Genomic DNA, 20199 nt, shown 5'->3' on the forward strand with positions numbered 1-20199 from the left:
CCAGACAGGAGCCAATCATGAAGCACCGCATCGTCGTCCTCGGGGCCGGATACGCCGGGGCCTTCTCCGCCGGGGTACTGGCCCGCCGACTCCATTCCGACGACTTCGAGATCACCGTCGTCAACGCTGAACCCGATTTCGCCGAGCGGCTGCGCAATCATCAACTCGCCGCCGGGCAGAATCTGCGCCACCTGCCGCTGACGCAGGTGTTCGCGGGCACCGGCATCCGGCTGCGGGTAGCGCGGGTGAGCGGCGTCGACGTCGACCACCGGACGGTCACCATTGCCGACGGCGACAACATCGACAGGCTCGAATACGACACCCTGCTCTACTCGCTGGGCAGTACCGCCGCCGTCCACGGCATCGCCGGGGCCGCCGAGCACGCCTACCACGTGGCATCCCGCCCGGCCGCGCTGCGCCTGCGCGCCCGGTTGGCCGACCTGGGCACGAACGGAAAGGTCCTGGTGGTCGGCGGCAACCTGACCGCGATCGAGGCCGCCACCGAGATCGCCGAATCCCATCCAGGGCTCCAGGTCGGCCTGGCCACGCGCGGCGAACTCGGCGGGTGGCTGGGCGGCAAGGCCCGCCGCCACCTGTTCGACGCCGTCGACCGGCTCGGGATCACGGTCCACGAGAACACCACCATCACCCGGGTCGACGCGGCGGGCGCGGTTACCGCCGACGGCACCACTTTCCCCGCGCAGGCGACGGTGTGGGCAGCCGGGTTCGCGGTGCATCCCATCGCCGCGACCAGCGGTCTCGCGGTGGAACCCAACGGGCAGATCACCGTCGACCGGCAGATGCGGTCGGTCTCGCACCCCGACGTCTACGTCGCCGGTGACAGCGCGTTCGTCATCGGCGACAACGGTTTACCGTTGCCGATGTCGTGCGCGTCCGCCGGATTCACCAGCATGCAGGCCACGGCCACGATCGTCGGAGACCGGACCGGGCGAAAGATCTCGACGACCTCACTGTCGTATGTGGGCAACCACATCAGCCTCGGCCGCAAGGACGGGATCTTCCAGGTGGTCGACGGTGACGCGCGATCGAAGTCGTGGGCCCTGCGCGGGCGAACGGCCGCCCGCGTCAAAGCGGTGATCCTCGGGGTCAACCCCTGGAGCCTGAGCCACCCCACCTTCGGCATGCCCAGCCGCCGGTACCGCGCGGTCACCGATCGACCCCACGCCGTGGTCGCGACCTAGAGTCGTGCTCATGGACACTGCCACCGTGGCGCGTTTCGAGGCCAGCCGCCACCGGCTGGCCTCGATCGCCTACCGTCTGCTCGGCTCGGCCGCCGACGCCGAGGACACGGTCCAGGACGCGTTCCTGCGGTGGCAGGCCGCCGACCGCGACTATGTCGAGGTGCCGGAGGCGTGGCTGACCAAGATCGTCACCAATCTGGCGCTGGACCGGCTCCGCTCGGCGAAGGCGCGCCACGAGCGCGCGGTCGGCGCCTGGATGCCCGAACCGCTGCTCGACGGCGACCCGATGCTCGGGCCCGCCGACACCGTCGAGCAGCGCGAATCGGTGACCCTGGCGGTGCTGACGCTCATGGAACGGTTGTCGCCGACCGAACGCGCCGTGTACGTGCTGCACGAGGCCTTCGCGTACCGGCATGCCGAGATCGCCGGCATCCTCGACATCACCGTGTCGGCGAGTCAGCAACACCTGCACCGTGCGAGAGGGCGGATCACCGCCGCGCGCACCACCATCGACATCGACCACGGCGCCGCCCGCCGGGTCGTCCAGGCGTTCATCGAGGCCGCCACCTCGGGTCGCACCGACCGGCTGGTCGCACTGCTGACCGACGACGCGACCGGCATCTCCGACGGCGTCGGCGGCTCGGCCGCGAAGCTCATCCGCTACGCGAGCCCGCAACGCCTGGCCACCGCGGTGCGTGCCGGTTTCACACCGAGCCCGGCCAAGCGACGCCTCGCCGGTGGCTCGCCGTCGATCTACGCGGTTGTGGCCAACGGCTGTCCGGCCGTGCTCGTCACGCTCGGCGATCGAGTCCTCGGCGTCGCGATCCTGGAGATGCGTGCGGACAAGATCGCCGGCATGCGCAGCATCGCCGCACCGCAGAGGCTGGGACGTCTCACCGCCGAATGGCAGCGGCGCGAGCATGACGCTCCGCTGGTCCGATCGTGGTGATCAGCTGTTTTCAGGAAGAACGCGCGACGCCGAGAGACAACGCCGCCCACGCTTTCGGGGCGCCCGGCTGATAGAACCGGTCGAGTTCGGTGATCTCGAAACCCGCTTCGGTGATCAGTCCCGCGATGTCGCGCGAGAGGTGACACCCGCCGGCGATCTTCTGCTGGATCGGGTCGAGGCGATGCTGCCAGAGCTGCACCGATTCCTCGGGCGCGAGTCCGTGTTCGACGAAGTGCAAGGTGCCGCCGGGGCGCAGGACCCGGCCGATCTCGGCGAGTGCCGCCGCGATGTCGGGGATGGTGCACAGGGTAAACGTCGACAGGGCGGTGTCGAAGGTGGCGTCGGGAAACGGCAGCGACTGGCCGTCCAGGCCCGCGCGTTCGATCGGGGTCGAGCTGCCCGCGACACGTTTCGCGGCGATCTTCCACGCGGTATCGGCGGGCTCGACCCCGCTGACCCGCTCGACCGCGGCCGGATAGAACCCGATGTTGTTGCCCGACCCGAACCCGACTTCGAGCACCTCGCCGTGTAGCCCGGCGCAGGTTCGCTTGCGCAGCGGCCCGTTCTGGGCGACGCCGCAGACTTTGTCGGTGAGGTGCGGGAGGATCCGGTCGGTGTAGAAGCCCATCCACCGATCATCCTCCCGCCACCGCGTTTTCTGCACCCGGTCGCGCTCAGCCCAGTCGCCGGTCGAAGACCTCGGTGCTCGCGCCCGAGGCCGGGTCGACGGTGAGCACCGTCAGGTTCACCGAGTCGGCGGTGAGGTCCAAGACCATGAACCCCAGTTCGTGCTGGGTTTCGAACAGCGCGCTGTGCGCACCGCTCGTCAGCCGCGGCTGACCGCCCGCGGTCTTGCCCGCCGCGCCCGACACGATCTGGCGGGTGCCCTTGGTCGCCGGTGTGGGTTCGAGCACCTGCAGGGTGTGGTCGTGGCCCGACAGCAGAAACGACACCTTGCCCAGCACGTGGTCTTCGAAGAAGCGCTTGGCGTGCACGCCGTTGATCGGTTCGACCGGCAGGCCCTCGTAGTTGCCCGCGTCGCCGTGTGGGCCGTTGCTGATGTAGGCCTGATGGGTGCAGGCGATCTTCCACGGCGCGGTGGACTCGGCGAGCGCGCTGTCGAGCCAGGCGCGCTGTTCGTTCATGTACGGACCGTCGACGGCCCAGTAGGGGTCGAGGAACGGCGGGATGTAGGCCGCGAGGGGGTTGATGTCGAGCACGAAGAACTCCACGACCGGGTTCTGTTCGGGCACGCGCACCGAGTAGTAGCGGCTCGGCATCCACCAGCGCTGTGACTTCGCGTGGTAGGCCACCTCGAAGTTGCCGCGTGCCAGCCAGCCGCCGTCGCCGGGGAACACCGAGCTGGTGTCGTGGTTGCCGAGCACCATCGCCCACGGAATGTCCAGTCCCGCATTGGGATTCTCGAATTTGGTGGCGAACTGTTCGTCGTCGGGCCCGTTGGGTCCGGTGTCGTAGATGTTGTCGCCCAGACCCACCGCGAGCGAGAACGGCCGGCGTGCGTGGAATGCGCGTGCCGCGTCGGCTACCGCCCACTGGGTTCGGGTGCCGGTGCCCGCGTCGCCGGTGACCAGCACCCGCACGTTACGCCCGGCCTGCGGGGTGAACTTGGGCACTTCGGCAGGCACCGCCGCGGCGGGCGTGAGCCCCACCAGCGACAGGCCCGCGACGACACCGGCGGCGCCTGCCAGAACTTCACGACGGCCGATTCCGGACGAGAACTGATCGTGCATGGTCACCTTCTGGGTAATGGCTCTATTGGACAACTGACCTGATCGAAGCACACTGACATGATCGCGACGCCGCCGCAGCCTAATGGGCGCGGCCACGGATCGTCCGTCGGTCACGCGCATGTCGGCGAGCGTGAATACTTGCTCGACCCGGACGCTCGCTCAGTTCACGTCGCGTAACTCAGATCTCCCCCGACACGGCAGACCTGCGCCGATCCCTTTGGTCATCGAGCAGATCCGCCAAATCGCTGACGACGACGTCGGCACCGGCGGCCCACAAGGCCGAGGCGCCGGTCCCCCGGTCGACCCCGATCACCCGGAATCCGCCCCGGCGGCCCGCTTCGACCCCTGACACCGCGTCCTCGATCACCACCGTGCGCACCGGATCCACGCCCAGACCCCGCGCGGCCGTGAGGAACATGTCGGGCGCCGGTTTGCTCGCGAGGCGTTCGTCGTGGGCGACCACACCGTCGATCACCATCGTGAACCTGCCCAGCAGGCCGGCGGTGTCCAGCACGAGCACCGCATTGCGCGAGCTCGACACCACCGCCATCGGGATACCGGCGGCGGCGAGCGCGTCGACCAGGCGCAACGACCCGTCGAACACCTCGACACCGTCACCACGGATGATCTCGGTGAAACGGACGTTCTTGTGGTTGCCCAACCCGTGCACCGTCTGCGCGCCGGGTGGGTCGTCCAGCTCGCCGTCGGGCACGCTCACGCCGCGCGAGGCGAGCACCGACCGCACGCCCGCCGCGCGCGCTTTGCCGTCCACCAGCGCGAAGTAGTCGGCATCGGTGTAAGGGGCGGCGTCCGGCGCGACGGCGGGCAAGAACTCGGTGAACAGCGCCGACCACGCCCGCCGATGCACCGCCGCGGTGTCGGTGAGGACGCCGTCGAGATCGAACAGCACTGCCTGCGCGTCGAAGACGCCGGTCATGGCGCCCCGACCTCGACCACGACACCGGGCTCGAGTGTCACCGGCCGACCCCACACCGTGATCTCCACCGATGGCCCCGCACCGACCAGCTCGAAGCGCGCGTCCCGGTGCCCGAGATCGGCCCGCACCGACCGACCCCGCCAGTGCACCGCGTACCGTAACCGTTGCCAGGACGCCGGAAGCGCGGGTGCGAAACGCAATCCGTCGGCGTCGGCGCGCAATCCGCCGAAGCCGTGCGTCGCGACCTGCCAGGTGCCCGCCGCCGACGCGATGTGGATGCCCTCTTCGGTATTGCCCTGATTGTCGTCGAGATCGACGAACGCCGACCGCTCGAAATACCGTTCCGCCGTGCGGCAATCGCCCACCTGCAACCCCACGATCGCATGGATCGACGGGCTGAGCGACGACTTGTGCATCGTGCGCTGCTCATAGAACTCGTAGTTCAGCCGCCGGGTGGCCGGGGAGTATTCGTCGGGCAGCATGTGCAGCAGCATCACCACATCGGGCTGTTTGAGCAGCGAGGTGGTCTCGCAGTCGAAAGGGCTGTAGCCGACCGGAAGTCGCGGCATGCCGTTGTCGTCCCAGTCGACGATGGGCACCACCGTGCGATCGAAATAGCCGTCGAATTGTTCGATGACACCGCAGTCGGGATCGGTCGGCGCCCGCAGCCGGTCCGCGGTGGCGAGCCACTGGGCTGGTTCATCCGCCTCCAGCCCGATCGAGGCCATGAGCTCGTGCACCCGCTGGGGCCGTTCCCGCGACATCCGTTCGTACACCGCCGCCGCCTGCTGAAGATGCCAGTGCACCAGCCTGTTCGTGAACGCGTTGTTGTCGACGTGGGAGTGGAACTCGTCCGGTCCCATCACCGTCCGGATGGCGAGCCGATCGCCGTCCTCGACGCACCGCTGCACCCAGAATCGAGCGGTGTCGAACAGGATCTCCGAGCCTTCCCCGAACAGGTAGTCGTCATCGCCGGTGACGGCGGCGTAGCGCATGATCGCGTAGGCGATATCGGCGGTGATGTGCAGTTCTTCTTCGCGGGTGTAGAAACGGTCCTTCCCGTCCGGGGTGTATTGCGGACACTCCTCGCGGCCGGTATCGGCCGATTCCCACGGATAGCGCGCGCCGCCGGTTCCGTTGTCGGCGGCGACTTCCCGTGCGCCGGGCAGGGTGTGGTGGCGGTAGCCCAGCAGCGCGCGGGCGGCGCGCGGCCGGGTGAACAGGAAGAACGGCAGCAGCATCACCTCCGTATCCCAGAAGACATGCCCGCGATAGCCCTCGCCGGACAGCGCTTTCGCGCCGATGCTCACGGTCGGATCGTCGGGGTCCGCGGCGATGAGCAGGTGATAGATCGCGAACCGCAGCGCCTGGGTCACCCGATCGTCGCCGACCACTTCGCAATCGGCGTCGGCCCACATCCCCTCCCACGCCGCCCGGTTGGCCGCGGCGGCTGTATCGAACGAGTCTGCGCGCGCGACGGTGTCGAGTGCGCGCGCCCGAGGTGGGCGCACCGCTCGATAGTCGCGACTGGTGGCGATACCGACGAGCTTGTCCACCCGCACGGTTTCGTCTGCGCCCACGTCGAAATGCCACTGCACCTCGATGCCGTCGTGGCGGACCCGCTGGTGACGCTGCCCGCTGTCGGCCGAGCAGGTGAAGGCATAGGCCAGGTCGACCCCGCTGTCGATGGTGCGGCTTTCGATGACGCCGACCTCACCGTCGAATCCCGCACCGACCGACACCAGGTGCGTGGACTTGGCCCACTTGTCCCACTTGCGTTCGTAGCCGAATGCCGTCTGTTCGTGGTAGGTCGGCAACCGTTCGAGATTGCGCCGGTTCGCGTCGATACCGGTCCGCACCGTGACCGCCCCCGCGTAATCCAGGCACGTCACTTCGATCCGCAGACAGCACAGATCTCGGTCGGCGGAACTGGCGAACCGCTCGGTCCGCAGCCTGGCCCGCGCGCCGCTGGGCAGCCGGAACACGGTGTCGCGGTGCAGGACTCCGCTGCGCAGGTCCAGTGCACGATGATGCTCGACCACCTGCGCGGACTCGGTGTCCAGGCGCAGACCGTCGACGAAGACCTCGCTGTCGAGCCAGTCCGGCGCGTTCACCAGATCGATGACCGGGGAGTCGTAGGCGTCGTAGACACCGGCGATGAATGTGCCCGGCAACGCCCCTGTGTGCCGTTCCTCGAGCGAGCCACGGGTTCCCAGGCGCCCGTTGCCGATGGTGAACATCGTCTCGAAGTAGTTGGCGCGCTGCGGGTTCCAGGCGTCCTCGACCACCGTCCACGAGGTGGTCTCGCTCGTGTGGGTCCGGGCGTTGCCCGTCTCACCGCCGCGGACCGCGCGCGATGCCCGGTTCGTCTGCGCTGGGTAGCCGTAGGCCGAATGCATCACGCAGCCTTCCTCGTCGAAGGGTGATCGATGACCGCACTGCGATGGTGACGACGTGGTCGAGCCGGTGGCGCTTGGGGCGGGGTCAGGTGCTGGCGATGGGCCGTTCGTAGCCGGCGGCCTCGTCCATGTCCTCGAGCGACATCCCCTTGGTCTCGGGCACGAACTTGGCGACGAAGCCCAGCGACAGCAGCGCGAACACCGCGTACATCCCGTAGGCGAAGCCGAGCGAGAAGGTCTTCAGGCTGGGGAACGAGACGGTGATCGCCCAGTTCGCCGCCCACTGGCCGGCCGCCGCGAGCGACAGCGCGGCGCCACGGATCCGGTTGGGGAACATCTCCCCGAGCAGCACCCACACCACCGGGCCCCAGCTCATGCCGAAGAACACGACGAACAGGTTGGCCGCGACCAGCGCGATCGGACCGAGCGCACCGGTCAGGTGTGGCTCCATGACGCCTTCGGCGTCGGGCAGCTGGTCGGCGCCGCCGAAGCAGATCGCCATCGTGGCCAGGGTGACGGTCATTCCGATCGAGCCGGTCAGCAGCAACGGTTTGCGGCCCACCTTGTCGATGAGCATGATCGCGACGATCGTGGTGGCGATGTTGACCACCGAGGTGAACACGCTGATCTGGAACGACTGGGATTCCTCGAAGCCGACGGCCTCCCACAGCACATTCGAGTAGTAGAAGATCACGTTGATGCCGACCGCCTGCTGGAACACCGACAGCATCAGCCCCACCCACACGACGGGATAGAGCCCGCCCGCCGGTCGGCGCAGGTCCTTCCAGGACGGCTTGGTATCGCTGCGCAGGCTCTCCTCGATCCGGCCGATGGTGAGCTCGAGGTTCTTCTCACCGAACAGCATCGACAGCACGCGCCGGGCCTCGGGGATCTTGTGCGTGGCGACCAGGTAGCGCGGCGACTCCGGGATCGTGGAGGCCAATACGCCATAGACCACGGCGGGTACCACCATGGACAAGAACATCCAGCGCCAGGCTTCGAGCCCGAACCACAGGATCTCGCTCGCGCCACCGGCGAGGTGGGCGAGCACGTAGTCCACCAGCAGTGCCAGGAAGATGCCGAGCACGATGGCCAGCTGTTGCAGTGATCCGAGCCTGCCGCGGATCCGCGCGGGCGAGGTCTCGGCGATGTAGGCGGGGGCGATGACCGAGGCCACACCGACACCGAGACCACCGATCACCCGGCCGACGACCAGGATCCACACATCGGGCGCGAAAGCGGTGACCACCGCGCTGATGAAGAACAGGACCGCGGCGATCTTCATCACCTTGAGCCTGCCGATGCGGTCGGCGATCCGGCCCGCGGTCATGGCGCCCGCGGCGGCGCCGAGCAGCGCCGAGGCCACAGCGAAGCCGAGAACGGCGTCGGCGACATCGAATTCGGATTGGATCGCCGAGACGGCCCCGTTGATCACGGCACTGTCGAAGCCGAACAACAATCCGCCCAGCGCCGCCACGGACGCGATCCGGATCACGCGGCTGCCCGAGGCCGGCTCGCCGTCGGGAAGAGCGGACTGGTCGGTGAAGGAGCCTCCATCATGCATCGGCGTCGTCCTCTCCACGGCGGGCAGCAGTGCCTCGCGAGTAGCGGCGTGAATCAGATCACAGTCTGCCCCGAACGGGGTGCCATCTGCACGAATTCACGATAGCGAGCCCACATCGCCGTGTTGCCGGGTTGGCGCGGCGGCTTCGCTGCGCTGGGCACCGCACGTTCACCTTCGCGACACGCACACCATTTAGCGTCACGGGATGACCGATGTCGAGATTCGTCCGATCCCCCGTGATGTCAGCGAGATCGCCGATCTCGCGACCGTCGTGAACCTGGCCGACACCACCGGATTCACCGTCGACGACAGCGACGACGACGATCCGATCCTGCTCACCGAACCCGGCGGCCTGGTCGTCGACACCTGGCGCGAGGGCTACCCCTACGACGAGCGCCTCTCGCGCCTGCAATACGACCTCGACAAGCGGTTACTGCAGATCGAGCTACTGAAACTGCAGAACTGGGTCAAGGCGACCGGGCGCCGCGTCGTCATCGTGTTCGAAGGGCGCGACGCCGCGGGCAAGGGCGGCACCATCAAACGCTTCATGGAGCACCTGAATCCGCGCGGGGCCCGGGTCGTGGCACTGGAGAAGCCCTCCGCGCGCGAATCCACCCAGTGGTATTTCCAGCGCTACGTCGAGCACCTGCCCGCCGCGGGCGAGATCGTGCTGTTCGACCGCTCCTGGTACAACCGCGCCGGTGTCGAACGGGTGATGGGTTTCTGCACGCCCGAACAGCATCGACGGTTCCTGTCGCAGGTGCCGCTGTTCGAACGGATGCTCGTCGACGACGGTATCGACCTGGTCAAGTTCTGGTTCTCGGTCTCGCCGCTGGAGCAGCGCACCCGTTTCGCCATCCGCCAGGTCGACCCGGTGCGGCACTGGAAGCTCTCGCCGATGGACCTGGCCTCGCTCGACAAATGGGACGACTACACCGCGGCCAAGGAAGAGAACTTCGAGCACACCGACACCGATCACGCACCGTGGATCGTGGTCAAGAGCAACGACAAGAAGCGCGCCAGGCTCAACGCGATGCGGCACGTGTTGAGCGGGTTCGATTACGGCAACAAGGATGTCGAGATCGTCGGCACCGCCGACCCACTGATCGTGGGCCGCGGGCGCGACGTCATCGGTTCCTGAACGTTCTAGCGCGTCAGGGCGACTCGGTGCGCGTCGAGCATCAGGGTGGCGAGCTCGTCGCGCTCGGTGTCGTCGAGGACATCGAAGCAGGGTGCGATCAGTTCGTCGGTCAGCTTCTCCGCCGCGTCCCAGCGCACCCGCACATCGTCGGTGACCGTCTCGAACGGTTCGGTCCAGCCGAGAAATTTCGCGTGACCGGGTCCGTCGAGGATCGGGGAGCCCGCAACCAGGATCGCTTGCAGCGGGGTGAGTCCGTTGGCCAGCACCGCGACCAGGTGCAGTCCGCCGCGGAGCTCGCGCAGCACATGGGTCAGTTGCAGCACCGCGGCCCGCCCGTCCTCGGGCACCGGCATGGCCCGCCAACCGGCGAACAGGGGCAAGCCGGTCGAGGGTGCGGCATCGACCACGCGGCGCAGCAGCTGTGCGAGCCGGTCGGCCTGCTCGAACGCGGCCAGTTTGCGTTGCCCGAAATCGCGACACGCGAGCATGTATTCCACCGCGGCGCCTGCGGCGGGCATCGGCACCGATTCCCATGCGGCGCGCACGCATCCGGGTTCGAAGAAGCCGAAGGCGGCGGTCACCACGTCGGCGTCGACGTCACCGAGCACCCCGCCACGGCCTCGCGTGTAGGCGCCGTGGAACCCGGCCACCCCGGTCGTCTCCCCGAACGCCCTGGCCTCGCGCGAGATCATGAACGCCCCACCGAGTTCGAGTACCTGCCGTTTGACCGTTGCCGACGTCATTCGTCTGCCACCTTCCACTGTTGTCCACTCCAGGCAGACTTTAGCGTTGCATAGTCAGATGCGATAGCCCTTCGCGAGGACAACGACCGAAATCCGTCGACCGCACTGCTCTACCGGACCCAGGGCGGATCCCATGACCACCCAGTTCGTGGCGATCCTGTCCGGCGCCCACGTCTCCACCGACAGCGGAATCCCGGACTATCGCGGCCCGGCGGGCCTGTGGCAGGGCGATCCCGACGCCCAGAAACTGGTCACCTACGACTACTACATCGCCCTGCCCGCCCTGCTGGCGACGTTGGCCGCGACGAAGGCCGAGCACAGCGGCTAATCTCGGCAGATGACCGTCGACACCAGCCGGAAGACTTGGCTCACAGTCGAATTCGTCGCCCTCTTCTTCGGCCTGACCGGTTTGTTCGCGGTGTTGCTGCGCGGTGTGAGCCCGCTGCCTTTCCTTGTGGCGATCACCGTCGGCATCGTGATCTACCTGCGCCGCACCGGTTTCGACCGTGGCAGCTTCTGGCGGGCCGACGCACTGCGCCCCGCCCTGCCCGGCATCCTCGCGCTCTGGGCGATCTCGGCCCTGACCCTCGCCGCCGCGGTGGCGGTGTTCCGGCCCGATTCGCTGTTCGATCTACCGCGCGAACGTCCCCTGATCTGGGTGCTGGTCCTCGTGTTCTATCCGCTGGTCAGCGTCTATCCGCAGGAACTGCTGTTCCGCGCCTTCCTGTTTCACCGCTACGCGCCGATCTTCGGCGACGGTCCGCGCATGATCGCCGCCAGCGCCGTCGCGTTCGGTTTCGCCCACTTCATCGTCGGCAACCCGATCTCGGTGCTGCTGAGCGCGGCGGCCGGTGTTGTCTTCGCAGCCCGGTATCGGCGGACCCGCTCGCTGCTCACCACTTCGGTGGAGCACGCCCTCTATGGCATCCTCGTCTTCACCGTCGGCCTCGGCGACTTGTTCTATCACGGGGCAGCGGCCGCGTAACTCTCTCTCGATGCGGGGCCGAGGTGAACTATCGGCGGCGTTGAGTCGTAGTGCTGGATGGTGGGGGTCGAGACTGCGGCCGCCCGGGGCGATGGGGGACCTGATGCGAGTGCTGTTCGTGGCGATGCCGCTGATCGGGCATCTGTTCCCGATGATGCCGCTGGTCGACACTCTGCGCGAGCGTGGGCACGACATCATGGTGGCTACCGGCGGGGACGCGGCCGCGGTGGTGCGGGCGCGATTGCCGGTGGCTGATGTCGCCCCGCCGATCAACTATCTGCGTGCCGCGGTGCGCGGGCTGGGCCGGCATCCGGTGCTGGCGGTGCGGTCGGGGAAGGGGATGGCGGACGCACGCGGCGGTGCCCACGTCTTCGCGGTCACCAATCGGCCGATGGTCGAGCCGCTGCTGCGTGCCGCTACCGAGTTCGCGCCGGAGGTGATCGTGCACGAGCCGTTCGCGGCGGCCGCGGCGATGGTGGCCGACCGGCTCGGCGTACCCACGATCCTGCACAACATCGCCCTCGACAACGGCACGGTGATCCGCCGTGAACTGCTGCGTCTGCTCACCGACGCCGCCCTGCCCGCTCCGGCGAGCACCCTGTCCATTGCCCCACCCAGCATCGTCCGGGTTGAGGGGCGGCCGTTGCGCTACACCCCGTACTCCGCCCCGGGCGCGGACACACCCGCGTTCCTGCGCGAACCGTCCACACGCCCACGCATTCTCGTCACCCGTTCGACCATGCTCGGCGACGGTCCGGACACGATGCTGCGGGCGATCGTGCGCGCCGCACCGTATGTCGATGCCGACATCGTCATCGTGCGACCCGATCGAAAGACACTGCGCAACACCGTACTTCCCGCGAACATCCGCACGACCGGGTGGATCGCCCTACACGAAGCTCTGCCCCACTGCACTGCCATGGTCAACCACGCGGGAGCCGGTTCGGTCTATGCCGCCCTCCACGCCGGCGTCCCTCAGATCGCCACACCCGCACCGGGCGACCGAGCCTGGAACGCGATCTCGGTGCAGCGACGCGGCGCCGGACTGTCGGTGCCCGCTCGTTCGATCACCGCCGCCCACCTCAACGCCCTGATCTCTGATCCCGACCTGAGGACGAACGCACGTGCGGTCGCCGCCGAGATCGCCGCAATGCCCGGTGTCAGCGACATCGCCGACGAGGTAACCCGATCGGCCGCCACCCGATGATCTAAGGCGCTTGCACCAGTGCCAGCGTCGACTTCTTGCGCACGGTGAAGCCCAGCGTCTCGTACAAACTGATCGCCGTCGTGTTGTGTGCGACCGCGTGCAGAAACGGTGTCTCACCCCGCGCGCGGATTCCGGCCCCGACCGCCCGAATCAGCCGCGAGGCGATCCCCCGGCCCCGAAATTCGACATCGGTGCACACCGCGCTGATCTCGGTCCACCCCGGAGGATGCAGCCGCTCCCCCGCCATCGCCACCAACCGACCCTCGACCCGCAGTCCGAGATAGGTGCCCATTTCGATGGTCCGCGGCGCGTACGGGCCGGGTTCGGTTCGGGCGATCAGCTCCAAGATCTCGGGAACATCAGCGGCAGTGAGTCTTTCGAGCTCAGGATCGAGGGCAACCCGCAATCCCGCGCCGTCCATCTGCACGGTGTCGAACTCGGCGAGCACCGCCCACTCCGCCGGCACCACATGACCGATCCCGCGGATTCCAGCACTGCCGCCCGACCCGAGCACAGCGCCCAGATCAGCCCAATCCTGCTCGTCGAGCACCGCCGGATGCCCGACGAATCGCGCGACTTCCGGCTCATAGCGCCCGATCCGCCCCGTCCACCGCGCGAAACGACTGTGCTCGCCCCGCAACGAAGCCCGCACCGGATCATCGAGCGGATGCACCGCGATATCGACGTCGACGGTCAACACACTCTCCTCACCAGGCAACCCGACCGCCGAAACGTTAGCCGAGCACACAACCGCCGGTCACCGTTTGCGCTCACCACGATTCCGACCCTCGGCCTAGAGCGCATCCCGCAACGAGCGGACCGAGTCAATGCCCGGCGAGCGAAAGCTGGATATCCAGTTCCAGTAGATAGTGATTCACCGCCACAGCGGCTCTGGATCCCGCAGCCGCGGCGTGGACGAGTTGCGCAGGCGAATCGGCGACATTGCCCGCGGCCCAGATACCAGCGACGCTGGTGCGCCCCGTGGCATCGACGGCGACCCAGCCATCGTCGCCGACCGCGCATCGCAGCCGAGTGAGCAGCTCATCACGGGGAGTGAAACGCGGCCCGACAAAGATCGCCGTCCGCGTAATGAGCTGTCCCGATGCGAGTTCCACGCCGTGGAGGCGACCGTCGTGCGCAACAACTCGGTTCACCTCGCCTTCGACAACGTGAACCTTGCGCGTGGACAAACGGCGGCGCTCATCCGCCGACAACACGATCTCTTGTGGGAAGAAGAGGACGTCGTCGGACCACTGACGCACCAGCGACGCCTGGTGCACGGAAAATGCCCTGTTCGCACCACCCAGAACCGCCAGCGGCGCGTCCCGCACCTCGTATCCGTGACAGTACGGACAGTGGAGAACCCCCTTTCCCCACTGCTCTCGAACTCCGGGGGTCGCCGGCAGTTCATCGCGCAGCCCTGTCGCCACAACCACAGCCCGCGCCGCAACGACGGCCCCGGTTTCGGTCACCACCGAGAAATGTCCGTCGACCGCGGCGATGTCCACGACTCGGCCCGCCAGCACCTGTGCGCCGTAGCGGCGCACCTCCGCGCCGCCTCTCGCCAGCAACTGCTCGGGCGCGACTCCGTCCTGTGTCAAGAAGCCATGCGTCGTCTCGGCAGCCATGTTTCGAGGTTCACCGGAGTCGATGAGCACTACCTGACGACACGATCGAGCCAAAACCAGCGCGGCACTCAGACCGGCCGCGCCCCCACCGACCACCACGACATCGTGAACCACAATTCCCCCTCGACCACGCCGCACGACCTTGTCACCGTCCGGGTACGCTCCGAAACGTACCGAATTGTTCACTAGTTAACAAAAGGAGAGGTGATGGCCGAAAAGTCGCTCCGAGAACGGACATCCGATCTCTGGCGTGTCCGAAACCCCGACCTCGACACCTCCGCCATGGTGGTGGTCGGCCAGATCAAACGCATTTCCGCCCTGCTCGACCGCGCCGTGGAGGACATCTACGCCCAGGCCCACATCACCCCGGCAGAGGTGGGCCTACTTGTACCCCTCCGGTACGCCGACCCACCCCTCACCGCGATCCGTCTGGCCGAACATCTCGGCATGTCCAGGGCAGGCGTCGGAAAAACACTCACCAAACTCGAACGGCGAGGACTGATCACCCGCACCCAGAACCCGACCGATCGACGATCGACCCTGATCCGCCTCACCCCGGCAGGGGTTGGCTTGATCGACGAGGTCTTCCCCCGCGAACTCGAAGCCCACGCACAGCTACTCACCGACCTGGATCGAAATCGTGTCGCAGTCCTGCAAAGCTTGGACCGCTTCGCCCGAGGTCTCGAGGCCCGAAGCAACCGCTGAGAGCGAGCCCGAACACGACTCGGGCTGACGCCGTTGTGTATTCGATCACTCGGCCTCGGGAAACGGCTCAGAACCTGCCTCCGACCAGATCGCCCGAATTAACGTCTGATCATGACCGGGCCATCGCCGACCTCATCGCCGCGGAAGCCGCACTACACCCTCCCCAATGAATGGGACTTCGCGAACGAACGCCTCGCGCTGCTCGGCGCTGCCTATGACCCTGAGAGCATCGCGCTCGCGCGGCGACTGGGTGTGGGTCCGGGATGGCGGTGTCTGGAAGCCGGGGCCGGCGGCGGGTCGTTCGCGCGATGGCTATGCGATGTCGCATTGCCGGGTGGTCGAGTCTTCGCCGTAGACGCTGACCCGCGCCACCTGACGGACCTGCCCCACCATGGCGGCGAAGTCGCCCGGATGAACCTCGTCACCGACGAACTCCCCCAGGGCGCATTCGATTTCGTCCACACGCGATTCGTGCTGCTCCACATTGCCCAACGAGACACAGTTCTGCAGCGACTAGCCCGGGCGCTGGCGCCAGGCGGCGTTCTTCTGCTCGAGGAAGGCGACGGTCTCGGCGTCCTCGATGAAATGCCCGGCGCATTCGGGGAGGTCTGGCGAGCCTTCGCGCGATCGACCGAGACCGCGGGCGCGAACCAAGCCTGGGCCAGGGACCTGCCCGCACAATTGGGCGCTGTGGGGCTCATCGACGTTCGAGCAGAGGCAGAGATTCCGATGTTTCGCGGCGGCTCGCCGATGGCGCGCATGTGGAACCTCACTTGGACACAGGCCCACGAAACCTTGGTAGCACTCGATGTCTCACCCGAGGTCATTGTCGCTGCGCAGGCCGAGCTGGCCGACGAGCAGCAATGGTTCTATGCGCCGCCCACGGTCCGCGCATGGGGCCGAGCTCGCTAACGTCGCACCCGGACAGCCTCACCGATTAACTCACGGGCACCGTCACCGAACACAGCCTGGTCGTTCAACACCGCGAACATCCGCTCGTACAGGGCGATCTCACGCGGCTGCGTCACCGACAACTCGGCGGTGACCGTCTCGACCTGAACGAGCCGCTGATCGAAGATCGCGAACCCGTTCGTCGCTGGACCCTCGTACGGTGAATTCATCGGCACCACACCCAGCACGAGACGTGGCAGGGACATCAATGTCAGCAACCGATCCAACTGCCCCAGCATCACCTGATCGTCAACGATTGTCGTGTGAAGCACCTGCTCGGCGATGATGAACGAGAACCGGTGGTCACCGCGGTACAGCACTCGCTGACGTTCGACCCGTGCTGCGACACCCTCGGCGAGATCATCGGGGATGCCGTAGAAGCTGATGATCTTCGACAGGATCCCTTCGGCGTACTCGGCGGTCTGCAACAGGCCGGGCACGATCGTGGGCTCGTACCAGCGCATCGACCGGGTGTCGCCTTCGAGTTTCACCGATATCTTCTGGCGGCGCCGCGTACCGGCACCGAGCAGGCGTTTCCACTCCATGTAGGCCGCTTCGATGTTGCGCACGGTCGCGATGAGGTCAGGGAGTTGGTCGGGACGACCGGTGTGTTCGCACCAGGCTTGCAGGTCAGCCTCAGACGGCGTCTGTTTGCCGTACTCGGTGCGCGAAACTTTGGATTCGTGCCAACCGGCGAGCTGTGCGAGTCGGCGAGCTGTGATGCCTGCGTCGCGACGAAGCTCCCGGAGTCGAAGTCCGAGAGCTTCGCGCGCTTCATCGACCGAGTTGGTCACCGCGCACCGAGGGTGACGTATTCGGAGTGCGGAACCGCCGCTTCCCACACGAGGTCGCGCACCCGCACGCAGTACGCCACGATTCGCGGGTCGGTGGTCACCGCACCGCCACGCCATCGCCCGTCTGGTTCGAACACGGTGAACGCCACCGAATTCCGGTCGAACAGCCACCAGTCGTCGACGGTCAGTTGCGCGGCGTCTACGTCGTGGCGAGACAGGTACCGAATCTGTTCGCCCGCGGCGGCGTTCTGGTAAGAGACCTCGAGAAGCCACCGGGTGTAGTCGGTGTGCGGAACCGTGACAACGCGCGCCCGCCGAACGGCCACCCCACGCGTCGCGGTCTCCTCCACCAGGTCCAACCATCCCCGCAGCCACGAATAGTCGTCAGCGGGACCGCCGTTGAGGAAGTCGCGGAACGGTTGCGTCTCGTCGGGGGTGCTGTAGGTGTCTTGCACCTCCAGATGAAATGCCTCCTGGCGGGCGGACCGCAGGAGGTTGTCGAACGCTTCACCTTCCAGTAGGAGCACCGTAGAACTTCCTCTCACACTTCGGGACCTCGATCGCGGTCTCTCCGGGCGCGAGGTCCAATTGGCCCAGCGTGGCACGGTCGATCACGGGTCGGCCGGTCAGGGTGAAGGTTCCCCGCCCTGTGTCGGTCATCGCCGCGCCGACGAAGGTGTCGGGTTCGGCGAATCCGAGGAGCAGGTGCGGGATCTCGATGATGGCTGAGTCGCTGGTCTCCCACCCTTGCACGATGTAGGTGCCCGTGTCGGTCGCGAGCAACGCAGGGCACCCGCCACCGCCGCTTCCGCCATTGCCGAGGAACTTCAACTGCATGACGTACCGTCCTGTCGAGTCGGGTTGTGTGCGCAAACTTGCGTACCACTACACAAGCATCTCTGAACTGGTCATTAGATGTTGGACATTTGGGTATCTGACGCAAGTTTGCGCAAGTTTGTGGTGTCAGCGTCCCGCTGCTTCGTAGCTTGGTGCCACTACGCTCCGACGCACCCGAGGTGACCCTTGAAAATCACGCTCGAAACCGAGATCCCGCCCGCCGACCAGATTGCGGCGACCCGGTGAACGCGCTCCTGTTGTGTGGTCGTGACCCCGGCCCGCTGACGGCTGCGCAGGCCCATCGGGTGATGCAAGTCCATCTGGAATGCGCGGTCGACACGTGCCGGTGTCGGCGACGTGCCCGAACCACCCTGGTGGAGCAGAAGCGGATGGTTCTCGACGAACGCGCACAACAGGTCAGGGGCTTGTGATGAGCGAGGATCACCTGACTCGCTGCCAGGACTGGATTTTGACCAGCTTGTGCCAGTTCTCCCCGACAGCGCCGATCACCACTCCTGACCTCGCCTCGAAGTTGAGCCACTCGGTTCGCCGTACCGAGATGTACCTCGAACAGTTGGTCGCGATGGGATTGGTTCGTGTGCATGAGGTTTCGGGTGAACCGGCTTGGCGGCCATCCTCTGACGGTCTAGCGATCGGCAGCGTCGAGTAGATCATCGGTGACCGCACGACGATCAATCTCTCGGTTTCAGCTCGGGAGAACTCGATTTCATCAGCGATCAGTCGCGTCGGTCCGATAGGGAGGTGCGGCGGGTGTTCGGTGGGCGGATCGTGTCCGGGAACTTGTCCGCTAACCTTGCGTTTTGTGTCGAGGATTGCGGTGATCGGTGGTGGCCGGATCGGGGAGGCGTTGATCGCTGGGCTTCTCGAATCCGGGTGGGCGAGCGAGGATCTGGTGGTTGTGGGGCGGGTGTTGGCGCGGATCGAGCGGTTCGGCATCCGGGCGATGACCAGTCTCGCGGATGCGACCGAGAATGCGGATCTGATGGTGATCGCGGTGAAACCGCGCGATGTGGACGGCGTGCTCGCCGAACTGGCCGCGTCGATGGTTGGCAGGGCGCGCGATCAGGTGCTGGTGTCGCTGGCCGCGGGTGTGTCGACGGCACGGATGGAAGCTGAGCTGCCCGCCGGTTTCCCGGTGGTGCGGGTCATGTCGAACACCCCGATGCTGGTCGGCCAGGGCATGAGCGCCATCGCGGCGGGCCGTCACTGTAGCGAGGAGCAGTTGCGGCTGGTCGGTGAGGTGATGGAGGCGGTCGGCAAGGTGGTGACCGTCGCCGAGTCGCAGATGGACGCGGTGACCGCGGTGTCGGGTTCGGGGCCCGCGTATTTCTTTCTGGTGATCGAGGCCATGATCGACGCCTCGGTGCAGCTGGGTCTGTCCCGGGAGGTAGCCACCCAGTTGGTGCAGCAGACCATGCTCGGTTCGGCCGCGTTGTTGACCGAGTCGGGCCGGTCTTGCGTGGAGTTGCGCGCTGCCGTCACCTCACCCGAGGGAACGACCGCAGGGGCGATGCGAGAACTCGAGCGGGGTGGTGTGCGTTCGGCTTTCGGTGAGGCATTGATCGCGGCAGAACGCCGTTCGGCCGAACTGGGCGCGATGTCGAACCAGCCTCGCTCTATTCCAGGCCGGCTGTCCGAATCCCTGCCTCCCCCAGCGATTTCCGGCCGCCGACCGCTGTTTGAGCCGTCGAAAGGCGGGCATTCGCACTGAGCAAGGACAAACCTCTACCGGAGGGACAGCGTCGTGTTCACACATCTACGAGGGGCCGTGTTGATCGGGCTGCTGGTTGTCGCCGGCTGCGCTACCAGCACCGAGGCACCTGATCCCGGTCTGCCGCCGTCGGCCGAGGGCGCGCCGGAAATCTCCGATGAGGCGGCCGCGCACCTGTGCGAGATGATGGCCCCGGATCTCGATAATTGGCGTGCGCAGGGAGTCGCTGTGGCGCGCGTGTCGTTCAACGCCACAGTGCAGAACTGGGCGGTGCGCAGCGGCGGCATCAATGTGGCGGTGGCTCGCAACCGCGAGGTGATCGATGCCGTCACCCAGCAGCACTGCGCTGATGTGCGCCAGCAGGCCATGCAGGCCCTGGATGTGCCGGATCTGGCCTCAGCGCTCGCCGGAGTCTGAGACGCCTGCGTCGGAAACCACGGCGGGCGCGATGTCCTCGGCACCACGACGCCGGTCACGCAACACCAGCACGCCTGCCGCGACCGCCCAGATCACCGCGAACGCGACCGCGCGCATCAGGCTCCAGTTGACCATCAGCATCACGAGCGCGACACCACCGAACAGTGTCAACAGCCGGGCGGTACTCGTCTGACCTTTCATCGCCAGATCATCGCACGGCCCCAGCCTCCTGCCAGGACGAGCTGTCACCACATCGC

Annotated in this window: 22 protein-coding genes; 10 read left to right on the forward strand and 12 right to left on the reverse strand. The window is 67.0% G+C overall.

Going from position 1 to position 20199, the window contains the following annotated elements:
- Positions 1-17 precede the first annotated feature (17 nt).
- Positions 18-1202 (forward strand): NAD(P)/FAD-dependent oxidoreductase, encoded by a 1185-nt coding sequence (locus ACWGCN_RS05395; protein ID WP_452460344.1) that lies wholly within the window; start codon positions 18-20, stop codon positions 1200-1202.
- A 10-nt stretch (positions 1203-1212) separates the two neighbouring features.
- Positions 1213-2151 (forward strand): sigma-70 family RNA polymerase sigma factor, encoded by a 939-nt coding sequence (locus ACWGCN_RS05400; RefSeq protein ID WP_449962218.1) that lies wholly within the window; start codon positions 1213-1215, stop codon positions 2149-2151.
- A gap of 10 nt (positions 2152-2161) precedes the next feature.
- Here the strand turns inward: ACWGCN_RS05400 and ACWGCN_RS05405 are convergent, their stop codons facing one another.
- The 5 genes from ACWGCN_RS05405 to ACWGCN_RS05425 all read right to left on the reverse strand — a co-directional run bounded on the left by ACWGCN_RS05405 (position 2162) and on the right by ACWGCN_RS05425 (position 8802).
- On the reverse strand, positions 2162-2779 hold the full coding sequence (locus ACWGCN_RS05405) for a methyltransferase domain-containing protein (RefSeq protein WP_452459970.1): 618 nt from the start codon (positions 2777-2779) through the stop codon (positions 2162-2164).
- A 46-nt stretch (positions 2780-2825) separates the two neighbouring features.
- The gene (locus ACWGCN_RS05410) at positions 2826-3902 is read right to left on the reverse strand and encodes a metallophosphoesterase (protein ID WP_378991866.1); all 1077 of its coding nucleotides are present in this window, start codon (positions 3900-3902) and stop codon (positions 2826-2828) included.
- Positions 3903-4080: 178 nt separating this feature from the next.
- Positions 4081-4839 (reverse strand): HAD family hydrolase, encoded by a 759-nt coding sequence (locus tag ACWGCN_RS05415; protein WP_452459971.1) that lies wholly within the window; start codon positions 4837-4839, stop codon positions 4081-4083.
- Positions 4836-7238: a glycoside hydrolase family 65 protein gene (locus tag ACWGCN_RS05420; protein ID WP_452459983.1), complete on the reverse strand. Its 2403-nt coding sequence runs from the start codon at positions 7236-7238 to the stop codon at positions 4836-4838. The genes ACWGCN_RS05415 and ACWGCN_RS05420 overlap by 4 nt, the downstream gene beginning before the upstream one ends.
- A gap of 85 nt (positions 7239-7323) precedes the next feature.
- Entirely contained in the window at positions 7324-8802 is a 1479-nt protein-coding gene (locus ACWGCN_RS05425) for a sugar porter family MFS transporter (RefSeq protein ID WP_378991869.1), read from the reverse strand.
- A 205-nt stretch (positions 8803-9007) separates the two neighbouring features.
- Here ACWGCN_RS05425 and ppk2 point away from each other — a divergent pair, with 205 nt between their 5' ends.
- Positions 9008-9943 carry a polyphosphate kinase 2 gene (ppk2, locus tag ACWGCN_RS05430; protein ID WP_378629995.1) on the forward strand — a complete coding sequence of 312 codons (936 nt, stop codon included), beginning with the start codon at positions 9008-9010 and terminating at the stop codon, positions 9941-9943.
- A 5-nt stretch (positions 9944-9948) separates the two neighbouring features.
- On the opposite strand, the gene ACWGCN_RS05435 is transcribed toward ppk2, so the two are convergent.
- Positions 9949-10686 carry an SCO6745 family protein gene (locus ACWGCN_RS05435; protein ID WP_378991871.1) on the reverse strand — a complete coding sequence of 246 codons (738 nt, stop codon included), beginning with the start codon at positions 10684-10686 and terminating at the stop codon, positions 9949-9951.
- 133 nt (positions 10687-10819) lie between these two features.
- Here ACWGCN_RS05435 and ACWGCN_RS05440 point away from each other — a divergent pair, with 133 nt between their 5' ends.
- The 3 genes from ACWGCN_RS05440 to ACWGCN_RS05450 all read left to right on the forward strand — a co-directional run bounded on the left by ACWGCN_RS05440 (position 10820) and on the right by ACWGCN_RS05450 (position 12878).
- Positions 10820-11014 carry a hypothetical protein gene (locus ACWGCN_RS05440; RefSeq protein WP_452459972.1) on the forward strand — a complete coding sequence of 65 codons (195 nt, stop codon included), beginning with the start codon at positions 10820-10822 and terminating at the stop codon, positions 11012-11014.
- 9 nt (positions 11015-11023) lie between these two features.
- On the forward strand, positions 11024-11671 hold the full coding sequence (locus tag ACWGCN_RS05445; protein ID WP_449962202.1) for a CPBP family intramembrane glutamic endopeptidase: 648 nt from the start codon (positions 11024-11026) through the stop codon (positions 11669-11671).
- A 103-nt stretch (positions 11672-11774) separates the two neighbouring features.
- Complete coding sequence (locus ACWGCN_RS05450; protein ID WP_452459973.1) at positions 11775-12878, forward strand: glycosyltransferase; 1104 nt, start codon at positions 11775-11777, stop codon at positions 12876-12878.
- A 1-nt stretch (position 12879) separates the two neighbouring features.
- Here ACWGCN_RS05450 and ACWGCN_RS05455 read toward each other — a convergent pair whose 3' ends face one another.
- Together ACWGCN_RS05455 and ACWGCN_RS05460 are read right to left on the reverse strand one after the other, a co-directional pair.
- Positions 12880-13578 carry a GNAT family N-acetyltransferase gene (locus tag ACWGCN_RS05455; RefSeq protein WP_452459974.1) on the reverse strand — a complete coding sequence of 233 codons (699 nt, stop codon included), beginning with the start codon at positions 13576-13578 and terminating at the stop codon, positions 12880-12882.
- A 124-nt stretch (positions 13579-13702) separates the two neighbouring features.
- Entirely contained in the window at positions 13703-14644 is a 942-nt protein-coding gene (locus ACWGCN_RS05460; protein WP_452459975.1) for an NAD(P)/FAD-dependent oxidoreductase, read from the reverse strand.
- Between the two features lie 69 nt (positions 14645-14713).
- Here ACWGCN_RS05460 and ACWGCN_RS05465 point away from each other — a divergent pair, with 69 nt between their 5' ends.
- Entirely contained in the window at positions 14714-15211 is a 498-nt protein-coding gene (locus ACWGCN_RS05465; RefSeq protein ID WP_452459976.1) for a MarR family winged helix-turn-helix transcriptional regulator, read from the forward strand.
- A 111-nt stretch (positions 15212-15322) separates the two neighbouring features.
- Entirely contained in the window at positions 15323-16123 is an 801-nt protein-coding gene (locus ACWGCN_RS05470) for a class I SAM-dependent methyltransferase (protein ID WP_452459977.1), read from the forward strand.
- Here ACWGCN_RS05470 and ACWGCN_RS05475 read toward each other — a convergent pair.
- Genes ACWGCN_RS05475 through ACWGCN_RS05485 form a run of 3 tightly spaced genes read right to left on the reverse strand, consistent with a single transcriptional unit; the run spans position 16120 to position 17793 of the window.
- On the reverse strand, positions 16120-16956 hold the full coding sequence (locus ACWGCN_RS05475; protein ID WP_452459978.1) for a DUF5753 domain-containing protein: 837 nt from the start codon (positions 16954-16956) through the stop codon (positions 16120-16122). The two genes, ACWGCN_RS05470 and ACWGCN_RS05475, sit on opposite strands and share 4 nt — an antisense overlap.
- Entirely contained in the window at positions 16953-17483 is a 531-nt protein-coding gene (locus ACWGCN_RS05480; protein WP_452459979.1) for a DUF6879 family protein, read from the reverse strand. Before ACWGCN_RS05480 ends, ACWGCN_RS05475 begins: the two co-directional genes overlap by 4 nt.
- Positions 17464-17793 (reverse strand): hypothetical protein, encoded by a 330-nt coding sequence (locus ACWGCN_RS05485; protein WP_449962181.1) that lies wholly within the window; start codon positions 17791-17793, stop codon positions 17464-17466. Before ACWGCN_RS05485 ends, ACWGCN_RS05480 begins: the two co-directional genes overlap by 20 nt.
- Before the next feature lie 823 nt (positions 17794-18616).
- Here ACWGCN_RS05485 and proC point away from each other — a divergent pair.
- Together proC and ACWGCN_RS05495 are read left to right on the forward strand one after the other, a co-directional pair.
- Positions 18617-19525, forward strand: a complete 909-nt coding sequence (proC, locus tag ACWGCN_RS05490; RefSeq protein WP_452459980.1) for a pyrroline-5-carboxylate reductase — start codon at positions 18617-18619, stop codon at positions 19523-19525.
- Positions 19526-19558: 33 nt separating this feature from the next.
- Positions 19559-19942, forward strand: coding sequence for a hypothetical protein (locus ACWGCN_RS05495; protein WP_452528972.1), 384 nt, complete (start codon positions 19559-19561; stop codon positions 19940-19942).
- Here ACWGCN_RS05495 and ACWGCN_RS05500 read toward each other — a convergent pair.
- Complete coding sequence (locus tag ACWGCN_RS05500) at positions 19922-20143, reverse strand: hypothetical protein (RefSeq protein ID WP_452459982.1); 222 nt, start codon at positions 20141-20143, stop codon at positions 19922-19924. The genes ACWGCN_RS05495 and ACWGCN_RS05500 overlap by 21 nt on opposite strands.
- Positions 20144-20199 lie beyond the last annotated feature (56 nt).

The organism is Nocardia sp. NPDC055050 (assembly GCF_053608345.1).

What these genes read in the sequence shown, in the direction of transcription:
- ACWGCN_RS05395 (WP_452460344.1), top strand. Translation starts at nt 18, where the DNA reads ATGAAGCACCGCATCGTCGTCCTCGGGGCCGGATACGCCGGGGCCTTC.
- ACWGCN_RS05400 (WP_449962218.1), top strand. Translation starts at nt 1,213, where the DNA reads ATGGACACTGCCACCGTGGCGCGTTTCGAGGCCAGCCGCCACCGGCTG.
- ACWGCN_RS05405 (WP_452459970.1), bottom strand. Translation starts at nt 2,779, where the DNA reads ATGGGCTTCTACACCGACCGGATCCTCCCGCACCTCACCGACAAAGTC.
- ACWGCN_RS05410 (WP_378991866.1), bottom strand. Translation starts at nt 3,902, where the DNA reads ATGCACGATCAGTTCTCGTCCGGAATCGGCCGTCGTGAAGTTCTGGCA.
- ACWGCN_RS05415 (WP_452459971.1), bottom strand. Translation starts at nt 4,839, where the DNA reads ATGACCGGCGTCTTCGACGCGCAGGCAGTGCTGTTCGATCTCGACGGC.
- ACWGCN_RS05420 (WP_452459983.1), bottom strand. Translation starts at nt 7,238, where the DNA reads ATGCATTCGGCCTACGGCTACCCAGCGCAGACGAACCGGGCATCGCGC.
- ACWGCN_RS05425 (WP_378991869.1), bottom strand. Translation starts at nt 8,802, where the DNA reads ATGCATGATGGAGGCTCCTTCACCGACCAGTCCGCTCTTCCCGACGGC.
- ppk2 (WP_378629995.1), top strand. Translation starts at nt 9,008, where the DNA reads ATGACCGATGTCGAGATTCGTCCGATCCCCCGTGATGTCAGCGAGATC.
- ACWGCN_RS05435 (WP_378991871.1), bottom strand. Translation starts at nt 10,686, where the DNA reads ATGACGTCGGCAACGGTCAAACGGCAGGTACTCGAACTCGGTGGGGCG.
- ACWGCN_RS05440 (WP_452459972.1), top strand. Translation starts at nt 10,820, where the DNA reads ATGACCACCCAGTTCGTGGCGATCCTGTCCGGCGCCCACGTCTCCACC.
- ACWGCN_RS05445 (WP_449962202.1), top strand. Translation starts at nt 11,024, where the DNA reads ATGACCGTCGACACCAGCCGGAAGACTTGGCTCACAGTCGAATTCGTC.
- ACWGCN_RS05450 (WP_452459973.1), top strand. Translation starts at nt 11,775, where the DNA reads ATGCGAGTGCTGTTCGTGGCGATGCCGCTGATCGGGCATCTGTTCCCG.
- ACWGCN_RS05465 (WP_452459976.1), top strand. Translation starts at nt 14,714, where the DNA reads ATGGCCGAAAAGTCGCTCCGAGAACGGACATCCGATCTCTGGCGTGTC.
- ACWGCN_RS05470 (WP_452459977.1), top strand. Translation starts at nt 15,323, where the DNA reads ATGACCGGGCCATCGCCGACCTCATCGCCGCGGAAGCCGCACTACACC.
- ACWGCN_RS05485 (WP_449962181.1), bottom strand. Translation starts at nt 17,793, where the DNA reads ATGCAGTTGAAGTTCCTCGGCAATGGCGGAAGCGGCGGTGGCGGGTGC.
- ACWGCN_RS05500 (WP_452459982.1), bottom strand. Translation starts at nt 20,143, where the DNA reads ATGAAAGGTCAGACGAGTACCGCCCGGCTGTTGACACTGTTCGGTGGT.